Raw genomic sequence first — 17832 nt, 5'->3', positions numbered from 1 at the left:
ATCGGCCTGCATGCGGCGGATGCCAATGTCTTCTCCGCCGAGACCGGCACGCTGCGGAGCCGCATGGGCGACGTCCGCATGGGCAAGGGCGAGAACGGCATCTGGGGCCGCATCGGATTGAGCTACAGGTTCTGAGGCTAAAGTGGGCCTGGCAAGTGCCGATCTAACTTGCCCCTCACCCTAGCCCTCTCCCCGTTTCGACGGGGAGAGGGGACTTGCCTCATGCGGCGTTCTCGGAATGAGGGAAACGGTGCGGCATATCCCTTCTCCCCGCATGCGGGGGTGACGAATGGTCGGCGCAGCCGACGAAACGATCCAGTGAACCGTTTCGTGTGACGAACGCCCCGGAGCCAAGCGAAGGGCCGGGCAAGGTGCGGCAGCCGGATGAAGGACAGCCGAACATCACGCCATCAGCGCCACCGGACGGCGGGCCTCTTCCTCGGCCTTTTCCGCCATGCGGATATCGAAGGCCTTGCCCCATTCGGCCATGACCGTCACCGCATCGTTGAGGCTGCGGCCGAACTCGGTCACGGAATACTCCACCCGCTGCACCTTGCCGGGAAACACCTCGCGGCGGATGAGATCGTCCGCCTCCATCTCGCGGAGCTGCTGAGTCAGCACCTTTTCGCTGACGCCTTTCAGGATGCGCCTCAGCTCGCCGAAGCGGCGCGGCGCCAGGTTGATCTCCCAGAGGATATCGGTCTTCCACTTTCCGCCGATCGCATTGAGCGCGGTCGCGAAGCCGCAATCGTCATCCGGCAGGCGTTTCATGGTCTCTTCTCCTTACCTCAACGTAACCGCTTACCCGAAGGTGCGTAATTTACCGTGGCCTGTCCCCGGTCCTATCAGGGTGGCATCGCAAATATTGGAGTTACGACCGATGACCACAATAGGCTTTCTCGGCGCCGGCCGCATGGGCTCGGCCCTCGTCAAGTCGCTGCTCGAGGCTGGCCACAGCGTGCATGTCTGGAACAGGACCGCGGAAAAGGCGCAAGCTCTGGCGGATTTCGGCGCGGTTCCCGAGCCTTCCGCCGAACGGGCGGCCGGCCCGGCGGAGATCGTGATCGTCAATCTTCTCGATTACGAGGCTTCCGACGCGGAGTTGCGCAAGCCGGACGTTGCCGAGGCTCTGAAAGGCAAGCTTCTCGTGCAACTCACCTCCGGCTCCCCCAAGACGGCGCGGGAGACCGGCCGATGGGCGGGCGATCATGGCATCGCCTATCTGGACGGCGCGATCATGGCGACGCCGAACTTCATCGGCGGCGCGGAAACGGTGATCCTCTACAGCGGTTCGAAGACGCATTTCGAAAAGCACGAAGGGCTGTTCAAGGCGCTCGGCGGCAAATCCGCCTTCGTGGGCGAGGATTTCGGCACGGCCTCGGCGCTCGACAGCGCGCTGCTTTCGCAAATGTGGGGCACGCTGTTCGGCACCCTGCAGGCGCTCGCCGTATGCCGGGCGGAAGGGATCGAACACGATGTCTATGCGGGCTTCCTCATGTCGGCGCAGCCGATGATCGACGGAGCTCAACAGGACCTGATGGAACGCATCCGCGACGGCCGCGACCTGGCGGACGCGCAAACGCTGGCAACGGTCGCCGTGCACAACGTCGCCTTCCACCACCTGCGCGACCTCATCGCCGACCGGGACCTCAACCCCGCCTTCGGGGATGCGCTCGGGAGCCTTCTCGAAACCGCGCTCCGCAACGACCACCAGGATGACGATTTCGCCGTGCTGGCGCGCTTCATGGGCGCGAAATGACGGAGCCTGAAATATCTGCAACGCGCACCGCGCGCTGTTCCTGCGGCGGCTTGCGGCTTTCCTTCCGGGGCGAGCCGCTCAGGGTCTATGCCTGCGCCTGCCTGGAATGCCAGCGGGCGACAGGCTCCGCCTTCGCCTACCGGGCGCGCTTCCACCGCAACGCCGTGAGCGAGGATGAAGGCGAACGGCGACGCTTCCGCCGCGTCACCGAGGCCGGGCGCTGGATGGACCAGATCTTCTGCCCGGCCTGTGGCTCGCTGGTCTACATGGAGGCGGAGGCGATCCCGGACGAGCTCGCCGTTTCCGTCGGCTGCTTCAGCGACTCGAAATTCCCGCCGCCCGCCGCCCTGTTCTGGGCAAGACGAAAACATGACTGGTACGGGCTCCACGAGGCGGTTCGCCTCGTGGAGTAATTAAAAGATCATGCCGAGCCGGGATATATGGATAGCCCAGCTGTTATTCATCCAATTCCGTATACTTGGGCCGCGTATAATATACATATTCTTGCAGGTCCAACTGGGGGCCAGCCGGGTAGACGCGAACGCTATAAACGACATCTTCCAGGCCGATATCCCGAAGTTTCGCGGCAACAGGCCCCTCTTCCACTTCCACCGATCCGCCGCCTATCGTCAAAGCATCGCAGGTGAAACGCGTACGTCGGTAATGCCAAGCAATTCCGGCACTTCTTATCGCATCTACGATCTTATCGAGTCCGTCGCCGGGGCTGAATTCCTGGGTTGCCCTATGGACGCCCTCTTGATTTTCATGTGTGTAGATCTCGACTTCATGAGCAATCTCCTCAATCATTTCATGGTCTTAAGGGTGACATGCCGGCGGGTACAATCTGTCCGCCTCGCTGCAACAGATCCTCGGCACCGATCGCCAGATTGGATGGCCGGGCGCTGTTTCCCCATTAGGAGCGAAACTTATTGGAGAGTCTACGAACCGAGAAAAATCAAAGGTCGCAGTTCCTGCCGGGCGAGAGCGCCAACGGCGACTGCTTCCACTAATCCTTCGCAATCTCGCCGGAATACTGATCGTCCGTCACCGGCTCCAGCCAGTCGACCGGCGAGCCGTCCAGCACTTCCTGGATGGCGATATGGGTCATGGCCGTGGTGGGAGCGGCGCCGTGCCAGTGTTTCTCGCCGGGCGGGAACCAGACGACATCGCCGGGACGGATGACCCGGATCGGCCCGCCCCAGGTCTGCGCAAGGCCGAAGCCCGCAGTCACGATGAGGGTCTGGCCGAGCGGATGGGTGTGCCAGTTGGTGCGCGCGCCGGGCTCGAAGGTGACGGCGGCAGCCCTCACCCGCGCCGGCTCCGGCGTCTCTATAACCGGGTCCAGCCGGACCGTGCCGGTGAAATAATCGGCGGGCTGCCGCCTCGACGGTTGCGATCCGCTGCGCTTGATGTCCATCGTCCTCTCCTCTTCCTGTTCTGTCGTCCTTCCATATAGGTCGCGTGCCGCAAGTTCGATACGGGGCACTTGCTTTTCCGCTGCGGCCGGTTATCCATTGCAGCCGAAGAGTGTCGGCTTTTGAGGTCCAGTTTGCCTAAGTAATCCCCGGTCTCGACAGGTTCACCCGCCATGCGGCTCGCGCCGAGGTGCGAACGCATGGACTGACTGTTCATCGGGGTGGCGGCTTGAGACCGGTTTGGCATTGCTCGTGCCAGTGCGGCCTCCGCTGCCCTGAAACCCTCCGACGCTTCATCTCTTCGACAGTCCGGACATTCGCCACGCCGCGCCCGATCAGGGCTTCTCCAGTTCCGTTTCCCGCATGAACTTCCCGACCGGAAGATCAATACGGCATGTGCGACATCCTTCATGTAGAATGGACTATAATTTCGAAAATCCCACCCCGCCCCGTCCTGCCCTGCGCCGGCTGCGGCACCGCAAAACCCTTCCGCTCCAGCGGCAGAACGCGGCTCAATGCAAACGGCCGCAGGCTGGATGCCTGGCTCATCTACAAATGCGTGGATTGCGAGAAGACCTGGAACCGGCCGATCTTCGAACGGCGGAACGTTCGCGATATCGATCCCCGAACCCTCGAAGCCCTGCAGGCCAGCACGCCTGAATTCGTGGCGCGCCTCGAATTCGATATGCAGGTGCTCAGGGCCAAGGCCAGCCGCATCGAGGAAAGTGCCGAGTTCGAGGTTCGCAAGCGGACGATATCCGGCACCGCGTGCTGGCGCAGGATCGGCATCGCGCTCGTCCTGCGCTTTCCGGTCGGCCTCAGGCTCGACCGGCTGCTGGCCGCAGAACTCGGGCTTTCCCGCAGCCGCCTGGAGAGGCTCTTTGCGGCCGGCGAGATCGCGATCGAGCCTGCGCGCAAGGATGCCTTGAAGCGCGACGTCCGCAACGGAACGCTCGTCACGCTGGATTTGCGGGAGGAAGTCGAACGGCTTGCGATCGGGAGGGTGGTGGGTGGCTGACGCCCCTCCCCGCCGCTTCGCGTCGACCCTCCCCACAAGGGGGAGGGTTACCGCCGGCGTCTTCTACCGATACCCCGTCGCATCCGCCGGCTTGCCCGCCTCCTCGACTTCCGCGATGTAGCGCCAGCAATCCGGCCGCGAGCCGTCCACGTCGTCGAAGCCGTAGACCTGGGCGAGCCCGCCGCTCGAAAGCGACTGGCCATTCCAGCGCGCCTTCTCCGGATCGGCGGCGAGTGCGGCCACCGCCCGGCCGATGAAGCGGGGCGTTTCGGAAATGATGAAATGCGGCATCTTGGCCGTGGCATCGCGCCAGTTCGCTTCCGTCACCTCGTAGATATCGAGCATCATTTCCGAACGCAGCCAGCCGGGCGTGATGGAGACCGAGGTGCAGCCGTGCTTTTCCAGATCCCTGGCATGCGCCCAGGCCATGCGGATTACCGAGGTCTTGGCGAGATCGTAGAAGGGGGATAGGCGATAATGGGTGGCATTGTATTCCGCGGTGCCATCGGTGACTTCCACCAGCAGGCCGCCCGGCTGCTCGATCATCAGCTTCAGCGCGTGATGAGCGGTGATGAGATGGGTGTCGATCGCAAGCCGCAGCAGGCGCAGACCGTTTTCCAGATCGTGTTCCCAGACCGGCTTGTCCCACTCCGTCAGCAGCTCGCCGCCCCAGATATCGTTGACGAGGATATCGAGCCGACCCTGTTCCCGCCGGATGCGCGCGATAAGTGCCTCGACATCTTCCGAGACGAGGTGATCGAGCGGTACGGCGATGCCCTTGCCACCGGCAGCCGTTACTAGTTCGGCGGTCTCCTCGATGGTTTCGGGCCGCCTGTATTCCGACTGGCGCTCCCGCGTGCTGCGGCCGGTGACATAGACGGTGGCGCCCGCGGCGCCGAGTTCCACCGCGATCCCGCGGCCTGCGCCGCGCGTGGCGCCTGCCACCAGCGCGACCTTGCCTTTCAAGCTCATGACGTTCTCCCTTTGCATCCGATCCCGCCCGTTCTAAGCACTGGTCTAAACAGGCTTGGCAATATATAAACGTTTATTCGTTTATAAATAAGGATGCAAGATGCCGCGACCCAAAACCCTGCCGGATAGCGAGGTGCTTTCGGCCGCTCTTTCATTGATGCACGCGCAAGGGCCGGATGCCCTGACCTTCGCGGCGCTTGCCGCCGCTTCCGGCCTTTCAGGCTCGACGCTGGTGCAGCGCTTCAAAAGCAAGGCGGAACTTGCCCGCGCAGCCCTTCTCTTTGCCTGGGACCAGCTCGACGCGCGGACGGAGGAGGCAGCAGCCGCCGCGCCGAAGACGCCGGAAGGCGCGATAGAGCTGCTGGTGGCGCTTTCCGGCGATTATGGCGGYATCGAGAGCTATGCCGAGGGCCTGCTGATCCTGCGCGAGGATTTTCGCGATCCGGCGCTGAGGGCGCGTGGCAAGGCCTGGGGAGAAAGGCTGCAGCAGGCGCTTTCCGATTGCTTCGCGGCAACGCCGGGGGCACCGAAGGATATCGGCGCTCTGATGGCCGCACAGTGGCAAGGCGCGCTCATCTGGTGGGGTTTCGACCCCGCGCTGCCGGTGGAGGAGCATGTGCGCCGCAGCCTGAATGCCCTGATAGTGGCCGTGATGCGTCAATGAGGGAATATGAGAAGCGTGGGGCAGTTCGCAGGGTTGAAAGAACCTGAAAATCAGCGCGCCTCTACCGCATCAAGGATCAGTCTCCGCAGTTCGGCAATATGCGGCTCGGCCTTCGCCCTGGCCGCATGGATGACGAGATCGACTTGGTGCAGCGGCGGAAGACCGGCTTCCTTCGGATCGAGCGCGACGAGGTGCGGCGGCTTGCCCTCCACGGTGCGCGGGGTGACGCCGAGCCCTGCCGTCACCGCCGCCCATAGCCCGGCAAGGCTGGGGCTCGCAAAAACTTGACGCCAGGCGATGCCGTCGCTCTCCAGCGCCTCGACCGCCAGGYGACGGAAGGCGCAGGGTGCATCGAAGGCGATCACCGGCAGCGGTTCGGCGGCATCGTGACGAAAATTCGTCGAGGCGCCGATCCAGAAGACGGGACGCCTCGCCACCACCTCGGAATGGGCGCTTTCGAGATCGCCCCAGGTGAGCGCCAGATCCAGTTCGCCGCGCTCCACCGCTTCCACCAACGCCGAACCGCGATCGACGCGCGCCTCCACCCGCACCTTCGGATGCGCCCGCGAGAAGCGGCCGAGAAGATCCGGAAGCCAGGTCTCGGCGAAATCCTGCGGCAGGCCGACCCGCGCCCAGCCCTCGAGCGCATTGAGCCCACTGAGCGCCATGCGCGCCTCGTCGTTGAGATCGAGGATGCGGCGGGCGTAGCCCAGCATCATTTCCCCCGCCTCGGTGAGGATCAGTCCCCTGCCCTGCTTTTCGACGAGAATCTGGCCGACCTGATCCTCCAGCTTGCGAAGCTGCAAGCTGATGGCCGAGGGCGAGCGGCCGAGCCGGTCGGCGGCTCTCGCGAAACTGCCGAGCTCGAAGCCGGTAACGAAGCTTCTCAGCACATCCATGTCGATGTTGACGGGCGCCGCAACCATTCAGATTTTCCAAACCTTCTGTTTTTAACTACGCGATTTTCAAAATCATCATGCCGGCGCATGATGATGCCGTCAAGAAAATCCAACACCGACAAAGGAGCAGAAAATGCCTTTCGTTCACATCAAGGTCGCCGGCCGGAAGATCGGCGAGACGGATATCCGCCGCCTGCAGGAAGAAGCGACGAAGCTGATGGTGACACTCATGCGCAAGCGCGCGGAGGCAACCGCCGTGCTTGTCGAGCAGGCCGATCTTTCCGGCTGGTCGGTCGGCGGCAAGCCGCTTGCCGTCGCAGGCCATATCGAGGTCAAGATCACGGAAGGAACCAACACGCCGGAGGAGAGGCAGCGCTTTGTCGAGGCGGGCCACGCGCTCCTGAAATCCGTGCTCGGGCCGGAGCTCTCCGTCGCAACCTATGTCGTGGTGCATGTGATCGCGCCCGGCGACTACGGTTATGGCGGCCTCACGCAGGAGCAGAGGAAACTTGCCTCAGCGGCTTGACCTTTGCCCGAACCCGGCCGGTGATCCATCGCCGGCCCGGCTCCAACGGCGCTTGCGGGCAGTCGAAAGCTGCGGCAAAGATGCGGGAACTTCACGGGAGCCTCCCATGCCATCGCTCGAACTGTTTCTCGCCTTTCTCACCACCACCGCAGTCTTCGCCTACATTCCCGGCCCGGCAATGCTCTATGCGGCGGCGCAGACTTTAGCGCGCGGCCGGTGGTCCGGGCTGATGGCGACGCTCGGCATCCATGTCGGCGGCTATGCCCATGTTCTGGCGGCAGCGGCGGGGCTTTCGGTGCTCTTCCACGCGGTGCCGATCCTCTATACGGCGGTGAAGCTCGCGGGGGCGGCCTATCTCATCTGGCTCGGCATCACGCTTTTCCGCGCAAAGGTCGCGGGCAATGCCGAGCTGCCGGAAATCGCACAGAAATCCGGCCGGCGTGCCTTTTTCGAAAGCGTTACCGTCGAGGTGCTCAACCCGAAGACGGCGATCTTCTTCCTGGCCTTCCTGCCGCAATTCGTGGATGCGTCCGCGGCCTTTCCGATCTGGCTGCAGTTCGTCATCCTCGGCACGATCGTCAACCTGATGTTCTCGTCGGCCGACGTCCTCTGCGTGTTTCTGGCGGGGGCGGTTATCGGCAAGCTCCGCCATTCCGGCCGCGCCCAGCGGCTGATGCAGCGGGCCGGCGGCGCGCTGCTCGTCGGCCTCGGCACGCATCTCGCGCTACAGAGAAGCTGACTATTCGTCGTCCGGATCACGGCCTAGGCTCAACCCTCAACTCCAGGCAGGTGAGGTCGAGCCAGCGGCCAAACTTGGTGCCGACCTCGGAGAAGCGGCCTGCAACGCGGAAACCGAGGCTTTCATGCAGGCGAATGGAGGCGGTGTTTTCCGCCTCGACGGCGGCGATCATCACATGGACCTCCGCGTCCGCGGCACGCTCGATCAGCGCCCRCATCAACGAGCGGCCGATGCCGAGGCCCCTCGCCTCCTTGTGCACATAGACGGAATGCTCGACGGTGTGGCGGTAGCCGTCGAAAGCGCGCCAATCGCCATAGGAGGCGTAGCCCGCAACCTTGCCGTCCGCGATCGCGGCCAGCACCGGAAACCCGCGCGATCTTCGCGCCGCGAACCATTCCTGGCGGTTCTTCAGGTCCACCAGCGTCTCGTTCCAGATCGCCGTGGTATTGGCGACCGCATCGTTATAGATTTCCAAAATACCCGGAAGATCGGCCTCAACCGCATCGCGTATCTCGATAGCCTGCTTCATCGCCCCTCGTCCATCATTGGTTCGTTGCCATCCCACTTATGGGAGCGCGCGGCCATTTGTCCAGTGCCGGAGGGACTGGCGAACGGCGGACTTTCGGGACTTCAGAAACTCGACTGCGAAAGGCTGAAACAGGTCATCACCGCGCTGTAATGGACAGCGGCGGCGGCCACCACGAAGCCGTGCCAGATGGCGTTCTGGAAGCGCAGCCGCTCCCAGACATGGAAGATGACGCCGAGCGAATAGATGAGACCGCCGATGACGATCAGCCACAGGGTGACCGGCGGCAGGTACTGCGACAGTCGCCCCGCGACCATCACGCCGCTCCAGCCCATGGCGAGGTAGAGCAGGATCGCCAGCCGGTCGTAACGGCCCGGAAAGACGCATTTGAGCAGGATGCCGGTGACAGCAACCAGCCAGATCATGACGAGCATGAAGAGGATCAGCGGCTCATGGGCTCCGCGCTGCAGGAAGGGTGTATAGGTGGCGGCGATCAGGATGAAGATCGCCGAGTGATCCAGCCTTCTCAGCAGCCATTTCGTGCGGGAATGCGGCCAGATATTGTAGGTGAAGGAGATGGAGAGGCAGAGCACCAGGCCGAGCCCGTAAATCCATGCGGCGGCGATCTCGGCGTGGCTCGACCAGACGGTGGCGTAGAAGATAAGGGCCGTGGCGCCGATCAGCGCGAATACGATGCCGATGCCGTGGACGATGCCATCGGCCACCAGTTCATGGAAATCGTAATTGCGTCCGAAGTTGAAAAGCTCGCTCATGACCATCCCGTCCAGACTGTCACCCAACCGGCATTTATAGAATGTCGCGCGCGGGCGACGGCGGCAAGCCCGCGCCCCATCACACTCGGTTGCAGCGGTTTGCGTTTCTCGATCACGGCGCGATTTGCGTCAACAATCATGAAACAAATAATCGCCGATCGTTGCACTATCGTGAACATGCAATCCTGCCCATATTGAGGCTCGAGATTGACGATCGATGGCGGCCTGGACCGCGCCGCCGCGCAAGGAATTTGACATGACCGCACCCGCCATTCCGTTCGCACTGACGCGTCCGGCCCATATAGGCCAGGTTCACCTCGTCGTCAGCGACCTGCCGCGCATTTCGGATTTCTACCGGAAGACCATTGGCCTCCAGCCGATCGAGACGAGCCCGAGCGGCGAGGTCCTCGGTGCCGGCGGCCAGCCGCTCCTGACGCTGACCACGGAGAAGGATGCCGCCCGCGCGCCGCGCAATACCGCCGGCCTCTTTCACACCGCCTTTCTCGTGCCGAGCCGGCAGGAACTCGCCCGCTGGCTGGCGCATGCCGGCGAGAACGACGTGGCCCTCGACGGCGCCTCCGACCATCTGGTCAGCGAGGCGCTCTATCTCTCCGACCCAGAGGGCAACGGCATAGAGATCTATCGCGACCGCGCGCCCGAGGAATGGGCCTATCACGAGGACGGCACGATAGAGATGGCGACCCGCCGCCTGAACCTGCAGGAGCTTCACGCAAGCGCCCCGAAGGGGGACTGGAACGGCATGGCGGATGGCACGGCGATCGGCCATATTCACCTGCAGGTCGGCGATATCCTGCAGGCGGATGCGTTCTATCGCGACGTGCTGGGCCTGAAGATCATGGCGCGCTATCCCGGCGCGAGCTTCTTCGCGAGCGGCGGCTATCATCACCATGTCGCCGCCAATATCTGGAACAGCCGCGGTGCGGGCGTCCGCCAACCCAACATGACCGGGCTTGCCGGCTATACGATCCGCTTCAACGAACAGGCGGCGCTCGACACGGCGCTGGCCGCCCTTGACGCGCAGGAGATCGCCACGACGAAGACCGCCGAGGGCTGGTCTCTCGAGGATCCGTGGGGCATAGGGCTGACGCTGTCCGCATAGGAGCGCGGATCGGGTGGCGGTTCCGGAACCAGCTTCGGGCTTTCGCGTTGAGGGCTCGCAGCGGGACTCCGGAAACGACATGACCACCAACAATCGACAGGCCACGACGCCGAAGAAACCCGTAACGGATATCGGAGGGCATGACGCGGCCCTCCATCCCGACGAGGTCCAGCCACCCGAGCGGCTTCCGCTCGGCCGAGAGGCGCTGGAGGTGGCGACTTCCTGGGCGGTGATCGGCATCTTCATGATCCTGGGTTTCGGGATCGTCCACTACATGTCGCTGATCCTGATCCCGCTGACGCTGGCGGTCGTCGTCGGGCTCATCCTCGGGCTTGCGGCAGACAGGCTCGGCCGGGCCGGCATGCCGCGCTTTGCGACCGCCATCCTGTTGTCCTCGCTTGTCGCGGCGGTGTTCTTCTTCATCGTCAACTCGCTCGCCGAGCCCGTCGCGACGCTGGTGCGCGAGGGGCCGAGCGCCATCGAGCGCACCATCAACCGCATCCTGCCCTATCTGGAACGCCAGCAATGGCTGAACATCTCGCCCTCGAGTTTCGAGACCGGGCCGATGTCGGTGCAGTCGCTCATCGAAAATTCCAGCAATATCCTCGGGGTGCTCACCGCCAGCCTGACGCCGGCCATCATCCAGGCGCTGATCTTCTTCGGCGCGCTCCTGCTCTTCCTCTACGGGCGGCTGAAGCTCAGGCGCACCATCATCCTCGCCTTCCCGACCCGCCGGCAGCGGCTGGTGGCGATCCGTGTCTTGAACTCGATCGACCACGTGCTCGGCTATTATTTCGCGACCGCCACCCTGATCTACCTGGCGCTCGGGGTGAGCATGGCGCTGATCGCCTATTTCGGCGGGCTCGCAGTGCCGGTGCTGTGGGGCATGTTCGCCTTTCTCTCCAGCTTCATTCCCTTTCTCGGCATCACGCTGATGACGATTTCGGTCGCGATCGCCGGCATTCTCACCCATGAGGGCCTGATCCTCGGACTCATTCCGGCGGCCGTCTTCTTCTCTCTCCACCTCGTCATGGAAAACCTGATCTTCCCCGCGGTCATGGGGCGTCAATGGGAGATCAACCCCTTCCTCGTCTTCGTCGCGATCCTGTTCTGGACCTGGATGTGGGGCGCGGTGGGCGCCATGCTGGCGCTGCCGCTATCGCTCATCATGATGACCGTACTGAACGAGCTCTTCCCCGAACGCAAGACGGTGCCGCATCTGCCGGGCTGATACGTCCGGCAGATGACTCACTCGTAGAGATAATKCTGGCCCCACTCCTCGCGCGGGATGCGGTCGCCGATCCTGTAGTCGAAGGAAAGCACCTTGAGGCCTTGATCGCCGGTCTTGCATTCGTATTCCAGCCGATACCAATCGCCGCCGCTGCGGAAGACGGCGCCGGGCGCCTCGATGGCATCACCTTCGCGAACCGGATCGCCGAAAGTATAGGCGATCACCTTATCCGGACGGAAACTCTTGGTGTCTTCCTTGATCCGCTGCATCGCTTCCATATCGCAACGCTGCTCGCGCCGCTCCTCGGGAGCAAGCGCATTGAGCTGCTTGATGACGCCCGGTTCGAGCGCGAGAGCGTGAGCCGGCAGGGCTGCAAGAAAGGCGAAGGCCGCCAGGGACAATTGGGTCTTCATATTGCTCCATCCAAGGTGAATCGGACGGCGTGAAACTATGTAACGGGTTCCGGCATTGCCACCTACCATGACGGGAAACGAGAAGATGTGATCGCCGAGAGAGGACGTGGGGGCCGGGTCGCGCCAAGCGAGCCCGGCGGATTTACGGTCGCGCCGCGATTTTTCATTTGCGCCGCAGCATCCGGATGGGCATGTTCGGATCAACTCGAAAAAGACTGGGGTAGTGCATATCATGAGTGCGGATGCGATCGTTCTGGGAGCCGGCATCATCGGCGTTTCCACAGCGCTGCAATTGGCAAGACGAGGCAAATCGGTCGTGCTGGTCGACCGACGCGAACCGGGCCTGGAGACCTCCTACGGCAATGCCGGCCTCATCCAGCGCGAGGGCGTCGTGCCCTACGGCTTTCCCCAGCAGTTCGGGATGATCCTGCGCTATGCGCTGAACAACCGCATCGATGCGCATTACCATTGGCGGGCGATCCCGCGGGTCACGTCCTTCCTGGCGAAATACTGGTGGCATTCCAACCTTTCCCGCCACCAGATGATCGCGCGGGCCTATGCGCCGCTGATCGAGCACTCGATCTCTACTCATAACGAGCTGATCGAGGCGGCCGGAGCGGAGGACCTGATCGCCAAGGACGGCTGGACGGAAGTGTTCCGCACCAGCGCCAAGCACGACGGCGAGATGAGGGAGGCCGAACGGCTGGCCGGCGAATACGGCGTCAAGTATCAGGACCTGACGCCCGCCGATATCGCCGCCCAGGAGCCGCATCTTTCCCGCGATTTCGTCGGCGGCCTCAAATGGCTCGACCCCTGGTCGGTGAAGGACCCGCTGGCGCTGACGCGCGCCTATGTGGCGCTCTTCGAAAAGCTCGGCGGGCGCGTGCTGAAGGGCGACGCCAAGAGCCTTTCCCAGACCTCGACCGGCTGGCGGATCGTGGCCGGCGAAGGCACGGTGGAGGCGAAAGACGTCATCGTGGCGCTCGGCCCCTGGTCCGATACGGTGACCAAGCCTCTCGGCTACGACTTCCTCGTCGGCGTCAAGCGCGGCTACCACATGCACTACGCCACCCAGGGAAACGCGAAACTCAACGGCTGGACAATGGATGCCGAGCGCGGCTATTTCCTCGCGCCGATGAACCAGGGCATCCGGCTCACCACCGGGGCCGAGTTTGCCCTGCGCGACGCGCCCAAGACGCCGGTGCAGCTCGAGCGCGCCGAAAAGGTTGCCYAATCGATCTTCCCGCTCGCCGAGCGGCTGGACAAGGAGCCCTGGATGGGCGCCCGCCCCTGTACGCCGGACATGATGCCGGTGATCGGCAAGGCGCCGCGCCACAAGGGGCTGTGGTTCGCCTTCGGCCATGCGCATCACGGCCTGACGCTAGGCCCCGTCACGGGCCAGGTGATCGCCGAGGCGATCGCGGGCGAGAAGACGCTGATCGACATCTCCGCCTACCGGCCGGAGCGGTTCAACGCCTGAGCCGGCGGATGGCAAACGGTAGGGTTTCCGTGGCTTAGCCCCTCATCCGCCTGCCGGCACCTTCTCCCCGTCTCAACGGGAAGAAGGGATATGCCGCACCGTCACCGTTCCCCCTCGCCCCACCTGCGGGGAGAGGGCGTGCCGAGCGAAGCGGAGGCGGGGTGAGCGGCAACCTTCCGCGCTTCGGCGGGGCTGCGTGGGACCGAGGTGGAATACGACGCTTATCCGGACGATGTGACATGGCTTTCAAAACCGCTGACAATCCCGGCCATACGAATTCCTGGTATGCGGCTTCCGCGAAGGACAAGCGCATCCGCCCCGCGCTAGAAGGAGAGACGGAGGCCGATATCTGCATCATCGGCGCGGGTTTCACCGGCGTTTCGGCGGCGCTGGAACTTTGCGAGCGCGGCTATTCCGTCGTGGTGCTGGAGGCGGCACGCATCGGCTTCGGCGCATCGGGCCGCAATGGCGGGCAGATCGTCAACGGCTACAGCCGCGATCTTGCGACGATCGCCGGGCGCTACGGCCGCGACAAGGCGGTAAAGCTCGGCGCGATGTCGCTCGAAGGTGGGGAGATCATCCGCAGCCGCGTTGCGAAATACGGCATCGATTGCGATCTCGTGGCAGGCGGCTTCTTCGCCGCATTCACGGAGAAGCAGATCCGCGAGATGGAGGCCCACAAGGCCGACTGGGAAAAGCACGGCCATGCCGGGCTCGAAATGGTCCCGAAAGCGGAGGTCGGAAAATACGTGAAGACCGACCGCTATGCGGGCGGCATGATCGACAGGCTGGGCGGCCATATCCATCCGCTTAACCTCGTGCTCGGCGAAGCCGCCGCCGCGGAAAGCCTGGGCTGCCGCATTTTCGAGGGATCGCGCGTGACCGGCCTCGACATGGGCGACAAGCCGGTGGTGCGGACCGCGAAGGGCTCGGTGAAGGCCTCCTACGTGCTCGTCTGCGGCAATGCCTATCTCGCGCCGCTGCTGCCGGAAATCCATGGCCACATGATGCCGGTCTCAAGCCAGGTGATGACGACCGAGCCCCTGGCCCCGGAGCTGATCGAAAGCCTGTTGCCGGCGAATTATTGCGTCGAGGACGCCAACTACATTCTCGACTACTATCGCCGCACCGCCGACAACCGCCTGCTCTACGGCGGCGGCATCGGCTATGGCGGGCACGATCCGAAGGACCTGACGGGCGTTATCCGTCCCAACATGCTGAAGACCTTTCCGCAGTTGAAGGACGTGAAGATAGACTACGCCTGGAGCGGCAACTTCGCGCTGACGCTCACCCGCATCCCGCATATGGGCCGGCTATCGGACAAGGTTTATTTCTCGCATGGCGACAGCGGCCACGGAGTGACGACCACGCATCTGCTCGGCAAGATACTCGGCGAGGCGGTGGCCGGCCATGCGGAACGCTTCGACATCTGGGCTTCGCTGCCGAACCTGCCCTTCCCCGGCGGGCGGACCTTTCGGGTGCCGCTCACCGTGCTCGGGGCCTGGTGGTACGGATTGCGGGACCGGTTGGGCATCTGATTTTTTACGCAATTCCGGACGGAAAACCGGTTTTTACTTTTCCTGGGATTGCTTACCCGAAATCCGGAAAGCTGCCCTCGATGAACTGGCTGAGCTGAACCTTCGCACAGTTCTTGAAATCGGCGATGACCAGCGCCGCCTCCCCCTCGCCCCCCAGAAGCGCAAGGCGCACGGCGCCGACCGCCAGATGGAACATCAGGAAGACGGACCGGCCATATTGCTCGTGCAACGGCTCCGGCACGAAGTTCCGGGTGGCTTCGATGAATATCCGGGAATGGATGCGCGAATGGGCGATATCCATGTCAGAAAGCGTCTTGTCCGCCTGGATGGCGTTGATCAGGTCCTGCAGGGGGGGATTGTTGCGGACCGCCTGGAAATAATTCTCGAAGAGATCTTCCACGGCGCGGAAGGCATCCTGGCGATTTTCGACGCCGCGGGTGCATTCCATGACCAGACCGAGCACCTCCTCGGCATAGCGCTCGTAAAGCATCGCCACGATCGCGGACTTGTTCGGGAAGTATTGATAGACGGATGCAATCGGACCGCCCGACAAGGCAGCGATTTCCTTCATCGTCACCGCATCGATGCCCTTCCTGCCGATCAGGTCCATGGACACCTTCAGGATTTCGTCGATACGCTCGCGGCTTCTCTCCTGTTTGGGCACCCTGCGAAGCTTGCTGCGCGCCGGGCCTTGCGTCGAGTCTGACATCCGGAAAGCGTCTCCTGAACATTGCAGTTTCGATGACTGCGGGCACGCCGCAGTCTCGCCGCGGGCGCACGCAGAGCCATGGAGCGTTTCAGGAACTAACGGAAACGCCCTAAATACTAAAAATGTATCTTTTTTCGAAACGGCAAGATGTTCGAAGAGATCGTCCGCAATATTTTTTCAAGTAATACTTTTATGAGGGGCCGTTAGCGGAGTACGGCCCCTTTTGAAACGGTATCAGGCGGACCAAAACTTGGTCAGGCCTTCGTAAGCCTTGTGGACGATCATCTCCAGACTTGCGTCGATATCGACGGTCGCCACTCCCTCCTCGCCTTCGGGGCTTTCCAGCGTGGCAAGCTGGCTCTGCAGGAGCGAAGTCGGCATGAAGTGTCCCGTCCGCTCGCCCATGCGCACCTGGAGAAGTTCCGGCGTGCCCTTCAAGAAAACGAAGAACAGTTCGCCGCCGGAAGCCTTGCGCAGGCGCTCGCGGTAGATCTTCTTCAGCGACGAGCAGGAAAGAACCAGGGTTTCGCCGCGGGCGAGCGCCGAGGCCAGTTCCTGGCCCACGAGATCGAGCCAGGGCCAGCGGTCCTCGTCCGTCAGCGGAATTCCCTTCGCCATCTTTTCGACATTGGCCGGCGGATGCAGGCGATCGCCCTCCACGAAGGCGCATTGAAGGCGCTCGGCCAGAAGCTCTCCGACGGAGGATTTTCCAGCACCGCTGACGCCCATGACGATGATCGCCCGAGGCGGGCGCGCACTGATATCCGACATTCTTCTTCCATTCTTCAAGAATTAGCGCAGGCTGATATCCATCGCCGCGAGGGTTTGCGCAAGCCCCTGCCGCCGGATTTCCCATGGTCAGCGGCGGGCATCCTTGCCCAGCACCAGCGGCATCAGCGCGGACAGGAACATCAGCCGCAGCACATGGTGCGCGCCGACATAGGTGGGATGGGCGTTCAGCATCACCGCCATGGCGGCCATGGTTTCCAGCCCGCCCGGCGAAAAGGCGATAAGGGCCGCATCCAGCGGCACGCCCGTCATATAGGAAACGAAAGCGGCCATGGAGGCCGCGAGCGCCGTGACGACCACCGTCAGCACCATGCCGGCGACGAAGGCCGACCTCAGCGCCGTGATCGAAACACCGGAAAAACGGGTGCCGATGACGCAGCCGAGGATCACGTAGGTCGGGGTCAGTATCCAATCCGGAACCGTGCCGGAAACGAGGCCGGTCACATGGGTTGCGGCCGTCGCCACCACGCCGCCGAGAAGCAGCGCTGCCGGAAAGCRCCAGCGGAGGAAAAGCAGGCCGAGCGCGACGGCCGCGACAAGCGTGATGGCCAGCACGAGGAGGTTCATGGGCTCTGCCAGCGGAGCGGGATCGGCGCCGGCGAGATCGAGAAACTCGACGATCAGAGGCACGGTGAGCGTCAGCGCCAGAACCCGGACGCTCTGGACGACGCCCACCGCCAGCATGTCGCTGCGGGTCTCAGCCGCCAGGCTCATGATATAGCTCAGATGCCCCGGCGAGGCGGCGAGCAGCGCGGTGACACGGTCATAGCCGAACAGCCGCTGCAGGACCCAGGCGCCGCTGTGAAGAAGGATGACAACAGCGACCAGGACCATGACGAAGCTGAGCGGCCAGGTTTTCGCCGCGACGATCACCTCCGGCGTCAGCCCGGTCCCCATGGACAGGCCGACGATGACGAAGCAGACATTACGCACCTGCTGCGGTACGGCGAGATTCAGCCCACAAAGTCCGCCGATGGTGACGGCCAATGTGGGGCCGATGAGGAACGGGGCGGGAAAGGCGAGCAGATAGGCGGCGAGCGCGCCACCGCCGCCTATCAGCAGGGTGAGCACAAAGGCGCGGATATCCGAACGTGACATGTGATGAAGCCTTCGGCGGGAGCAAAAAGCCGGGAAGCGGACGGAAGGAACCTTTCCCTTCTATTCACACGGCTTCGAAGGTCAACCTGCCGGAAGGCAGAAATGAATCATCCGGCGCTGCAAGGCACGCGCCGGATGCGAAACATTACAAGGAGAGAAAGAC

The 17832-nt window shown here is 63.4% G+C and carries 21 protein-coding genes; 10 read left to right on the top strand and 11 right to left on the bottom strand.

Annotation, left to right across the window (positions count from 1 at the left end; all coding sequences use genetic code 11):
* Positions 1 to 402: 402 nt before the first annotated feature.
* Entirely contained in the window at positions 403 to 771 is a 369-nt protein-coding gene (locus tag LCM4573_RS26480) for a helix-turn-helix domain-containing protein (protein ID WP_071009563.1), read from the bottom strand.
* Here LCM4573_RS26480 and LCM4573_RS26475 point away from each other — a divergent pair.
* Together LCM4573_RS26475 and LCM4573_RS26470 are read left to right on the top strand one after the other, a co-directional pair.
* Entirely contained in the window at positions 770 to 1759 is a 990-nt protein-coding gene (locus LCM4573_RS26475) for an NAD(P)-dependent oxidoreductase (RefSeq protein WP_083347639.1), read from the top strand. The two genes, LCM4573_RS26480 and LCM4573_RS26475, sit on opposite strands and share 2 nt — an antisense overlap.
* Positions 1756 to 2172 (top strand): GFA family protein, encoded by a 417-nt coding sequence (locus LCM4573_RS26470; RefSeq protein WP_071009562.1) that lies wholly within the window; start codon positions 1756 to 1758, stop codon positions 2170 to 2172. The genes LCM4573_RS26475 and LCM4573_RS26470 overlap by 4 nt, the downstream gene beginning before the upstream one ends.
* Before the next feature lie 43 nt (positions 2173 to 2215).
* Here the strand turns inward: LCM4573_RS26470 and LCM4573_RS26465 are convergent, their stop codons facing one another.
* Together LCM4573_RS26465 and LCM4573_RS26460 are read right to left on the bottom strand one after the other, a co-directional pair.
* Positions 2216 to 2566: a hypothetical protein gene (locus LCM4573_RS26465; protein ID WP_071009561.1), complete on the bottom strand. Its 351-nt coding sequence runs from the start codon at positions 2564 to 2566 to the stop codon at positions 2216 to 2218.
* A gap of 199 nt (positions 2567 to 2765) precedes the next feature.
* The gene (locus LCM4573_RS26460) at positions 2766 to 3176 is read right to left on the bottom strand and encodes a cupin domain-containing protein (protein ID WP_071009560.1); all 411 of its coding nucleotides are present in this window, start codon (positions 3174 to 3176) and stop codon (positions 2766 to 2768) included.
* Positions 3177 to 3568: 392 nt separating this feature from the next.
* On the opposite strand from LCM4573_RS26460, the gene LCM4573_RS26455 reads away from it, so the two are divergent.
* Positions 3569 to 4192: a DUF1062 domain-containing protein gene (locus LCM4573_RS26455; protein ID WP_071009559.1), complete on the top strand. Its 624-nt coding sequence runs from the start codon at positions 3569 to 3571 to the stop codon at positions 4190 to 4192.
* A 63-nt stretch (positions 4193 to 4255) separates the two neighbouring features.
* Here the strand turns inward: LCM4573_RS26455 and LCM4573_RS26450 are convergent, their stop codons facing one another.
* Positions 4256 to 5164, bottom strand: coding sequence for an SDR family oxidoreductase (locus tag LCM4573_RS26450; protein WP_071009558.1), 909 nt, complete (start codon positions 5162 to 5164; stop codon positions 4256 to 4258).
* A 100-nt stretch (positions 5165 to 5264) separates the two neighbouring features.
* Between LCM4573_RS26450 and LCM4573_RS26445 the strand changes: the two genes are divergently transcribed.
* Positions 5265 to 5828: a TetR family transcriptional regulator gene (locus tag LCM4573_RS26445; RefSeq protein WP_071009557.1), complete on the top strand. Its 564-nt coding sequence runs from the start codon at positions 5265 to 5267 to the stop codon at positions 5826 to 5828.
* A gap of 50 nt (positions 5829 to 5878) precedes the next feature.
* Here LCM4573_RS26445 and LCM4573_RS26440 read toward each other — a convergent pair whose 3' ends face one another.
* Positions 5879 to 6754 carry a LysR substrate-binding domain-containing protein gene (locus tag LCM4573_RS26440; RefSeq protein ID WP_071009556.1) on the bottom strand — a complete coding sequence of 292 codons (876 nt, stop codon included), beginning with the start codon at positions 6752 to 6754 and terminating at the stop codon, positions 5879 to 5881.
* Between the two features lie 106 nt (positions 6755 to 6860).
* Between LCM4573_RS26440 and LCM4573_RS26435 the strand changes: the two genes are divergently transcribed.
* Positions 6861 to 7253 (top strand): tautomerase family protein, encoded by a 393-nt coding sequence (locus LCM4573_RS26435; protein WP_071009555.1) that lies wholly within the window; start codon positions 6861 to 6863, stop codon positions 7251 to 7253.
* A 106-nt stretch (positions 7254 to 7359) separates the two neighbouring features.
* Positions 7360 to 7992 carry a LysE family translocator gene (locus LCM4573_RS26430; RefSeq protein WP_071009554.1) on the top strand — a complete coding sequence of 211 codons (633 nt, stop codon included), beginning with the start codon at positions 7360 to 7362 and terminating at the stop codon, positions 7990 to 7992.
* Positions 7993 to 8008: 16 nt separating this feature from the next.
* On the opposite strand, the gene LCM4573_RS26425 is transcribed toward LCM4573_RS26430, so the two are convergent.
* Together LCM4573_RS26425 and LCM4573_RS26420 are read right to left on the bottom strand one after the other, a co-directional pair.
* Positions 8009 to 8521, bottom strand: coding sequence for a GNAT family N-acetyltransferase (locus LCM4573_RS26425; RefSeq protein ID WP_071009553.1), 513 nt, complete (start codon positions 8519 to 8521; stop codon positions 8009 to 8011).
* A gap of 101 nt (positions 8522 to 8622) precedes the next feature.
* Complete coding sequence (locus tag LCM4573_RS26420; RefSeq protein WP_071009552.1) at positions 8623 to 9291, bottom strand: hemolysin III family protein; 669 nt, start codon at positions 9289 to 9291, stop codon at positions 8623 to 8625.
* 256 nt (positions 9292 to 9547) lie between these two features.
* Between LCM4573_RS26420 and LCM4573_RS26415 the strand changes: the two genes are divergently transcribed.
* Positions 9548 to 10411, top strand: a complete 864-nt coding sequence (locus LCM4573_RS26415; RefSeq protein ID WP_071009607.1) for a VOC family protein — start codon at positions 9548 to 9550, stop codon at positions 10409 to 10411.
* Positions 10412 to 10490: 79 nt separating this feature from the next.
* The gene (locus tag LCM4573_RS26410) at positions 10491 to 11642 is read left to right on the top strand and encodes an AI-2E family transporter (RefSeq protein WP_083347638.1); all 1152 of its coding nucleotides are present in this window, start codon (positions 10491 to 10493) and stop codon (positions 11640 to 11642) included.
* Positions 11643 to 11659: 17 nt separating this feature from the next.
* Here the strand turns inward: LCM4573_RS26410 and LCM4573_RS26405 are convergent, their stop codons facing one another.
* On the bottom strand, positions 11660 to 12055 hold the full coding sequence (locus LCM4573_RS26405; RefSeq protein WP_071009551.1) for a DUF930 domain-containing protein: 396 nt from the start codon (positions 12053 to 12055) through the stop codon (positions 11660 to 11662).
* Positions 12056 to 12287: 232 nt separating this feature from the next.
* Here LCM4573_RS26405 and LCM4573_RS26400 point away from each other — a divergent pair, with 232 nt between their 5' ends.
* Together LCM4573_RS26400 and LCM4573_RS26395 are read left to right on the top strand one after the other, a co-directional pair.
* Positions 12288 to 13535, top strand: a complete 1248-nt coding sequence (locus tag LCM4573_RS26400; protein ID WP_071009550.1) for an FAD-binding oxidoreductase — start codon at positions 12288 to 12290, stop codon at positions 13533 to 13535.
* A gap of 239 nt (positions 13536 to 13774) precedes the next feature.
* Positions 13775 to 15073 carry an FAD-binding oxidoreductase gene (locus LCM4573_RS26395; protein WP_071009549.1) on the top strand — a complete coding sequence of 433 codons (1299 nt, stop codon included), beginning with the start codon at positions 13775 to 13777 and terminating at the stop codon, positions 15071 to 15073.
* A 52-nt stretch (positions 15074 to 15125) separates the two neighbouring features.
* Here the strand turns inward: LCM4573_RS26395 and LCM4573_RS26390 are convergent, their stop codons facing one another.
* From LCM4573_RS26390 to LCM4573_RS26380, 3 genes are all read right to left on the bottom strand, one after another.
* Entirely contained in the window at positions 15126 to 15782 is a 657-nt protein-coding gene (locus LCM4573_RS26390) for a TetR/AcrR family transcriptional regulator (RefSeq protein ID WP_071009548.1), read from the bottom strand.
* Positions 15783 to 16016: 234 nt separating this feature from the next.
* A complete protein-coding gene (locus LCM4573_RS26385) occupies positions 16017 to 16553 on the bottom strand; it encodes a gluconokinase (RefSeq protein WP_071009547.1) in 537 nt (178 codons plus the stop codon).
* Between the two features lie 87 nt (positions 16554 to 16640).
* Positions 16641 to 17669: an AbrB family transcriptional regulator gene (locus LCM4573_RS26380; protein ID WP_071009546.1), complete on the bottom strand. Its 1029-nt coding sequence runs from the start codon at positions 17667 to 17669 to the stop codon at positions 16641 to 16643.
* Positions 17670 to 17832: the final 163 nt, after the last annotated feature.

Source organism: Rhizobium sp. LCM 4573 (assembly GCF_001854865.1).
Classification (GTDB): Bacteria; Pseudomonadota; Alphaproteobacteria; order Rhizobiales; family Rhizobiaceae; genus Neorhizobium.
The sequence above is the reverse complement of the archived record's forward strand: the minus strand, read 5'-3'. Positions and strand labels throughout refer to the sequence as shown.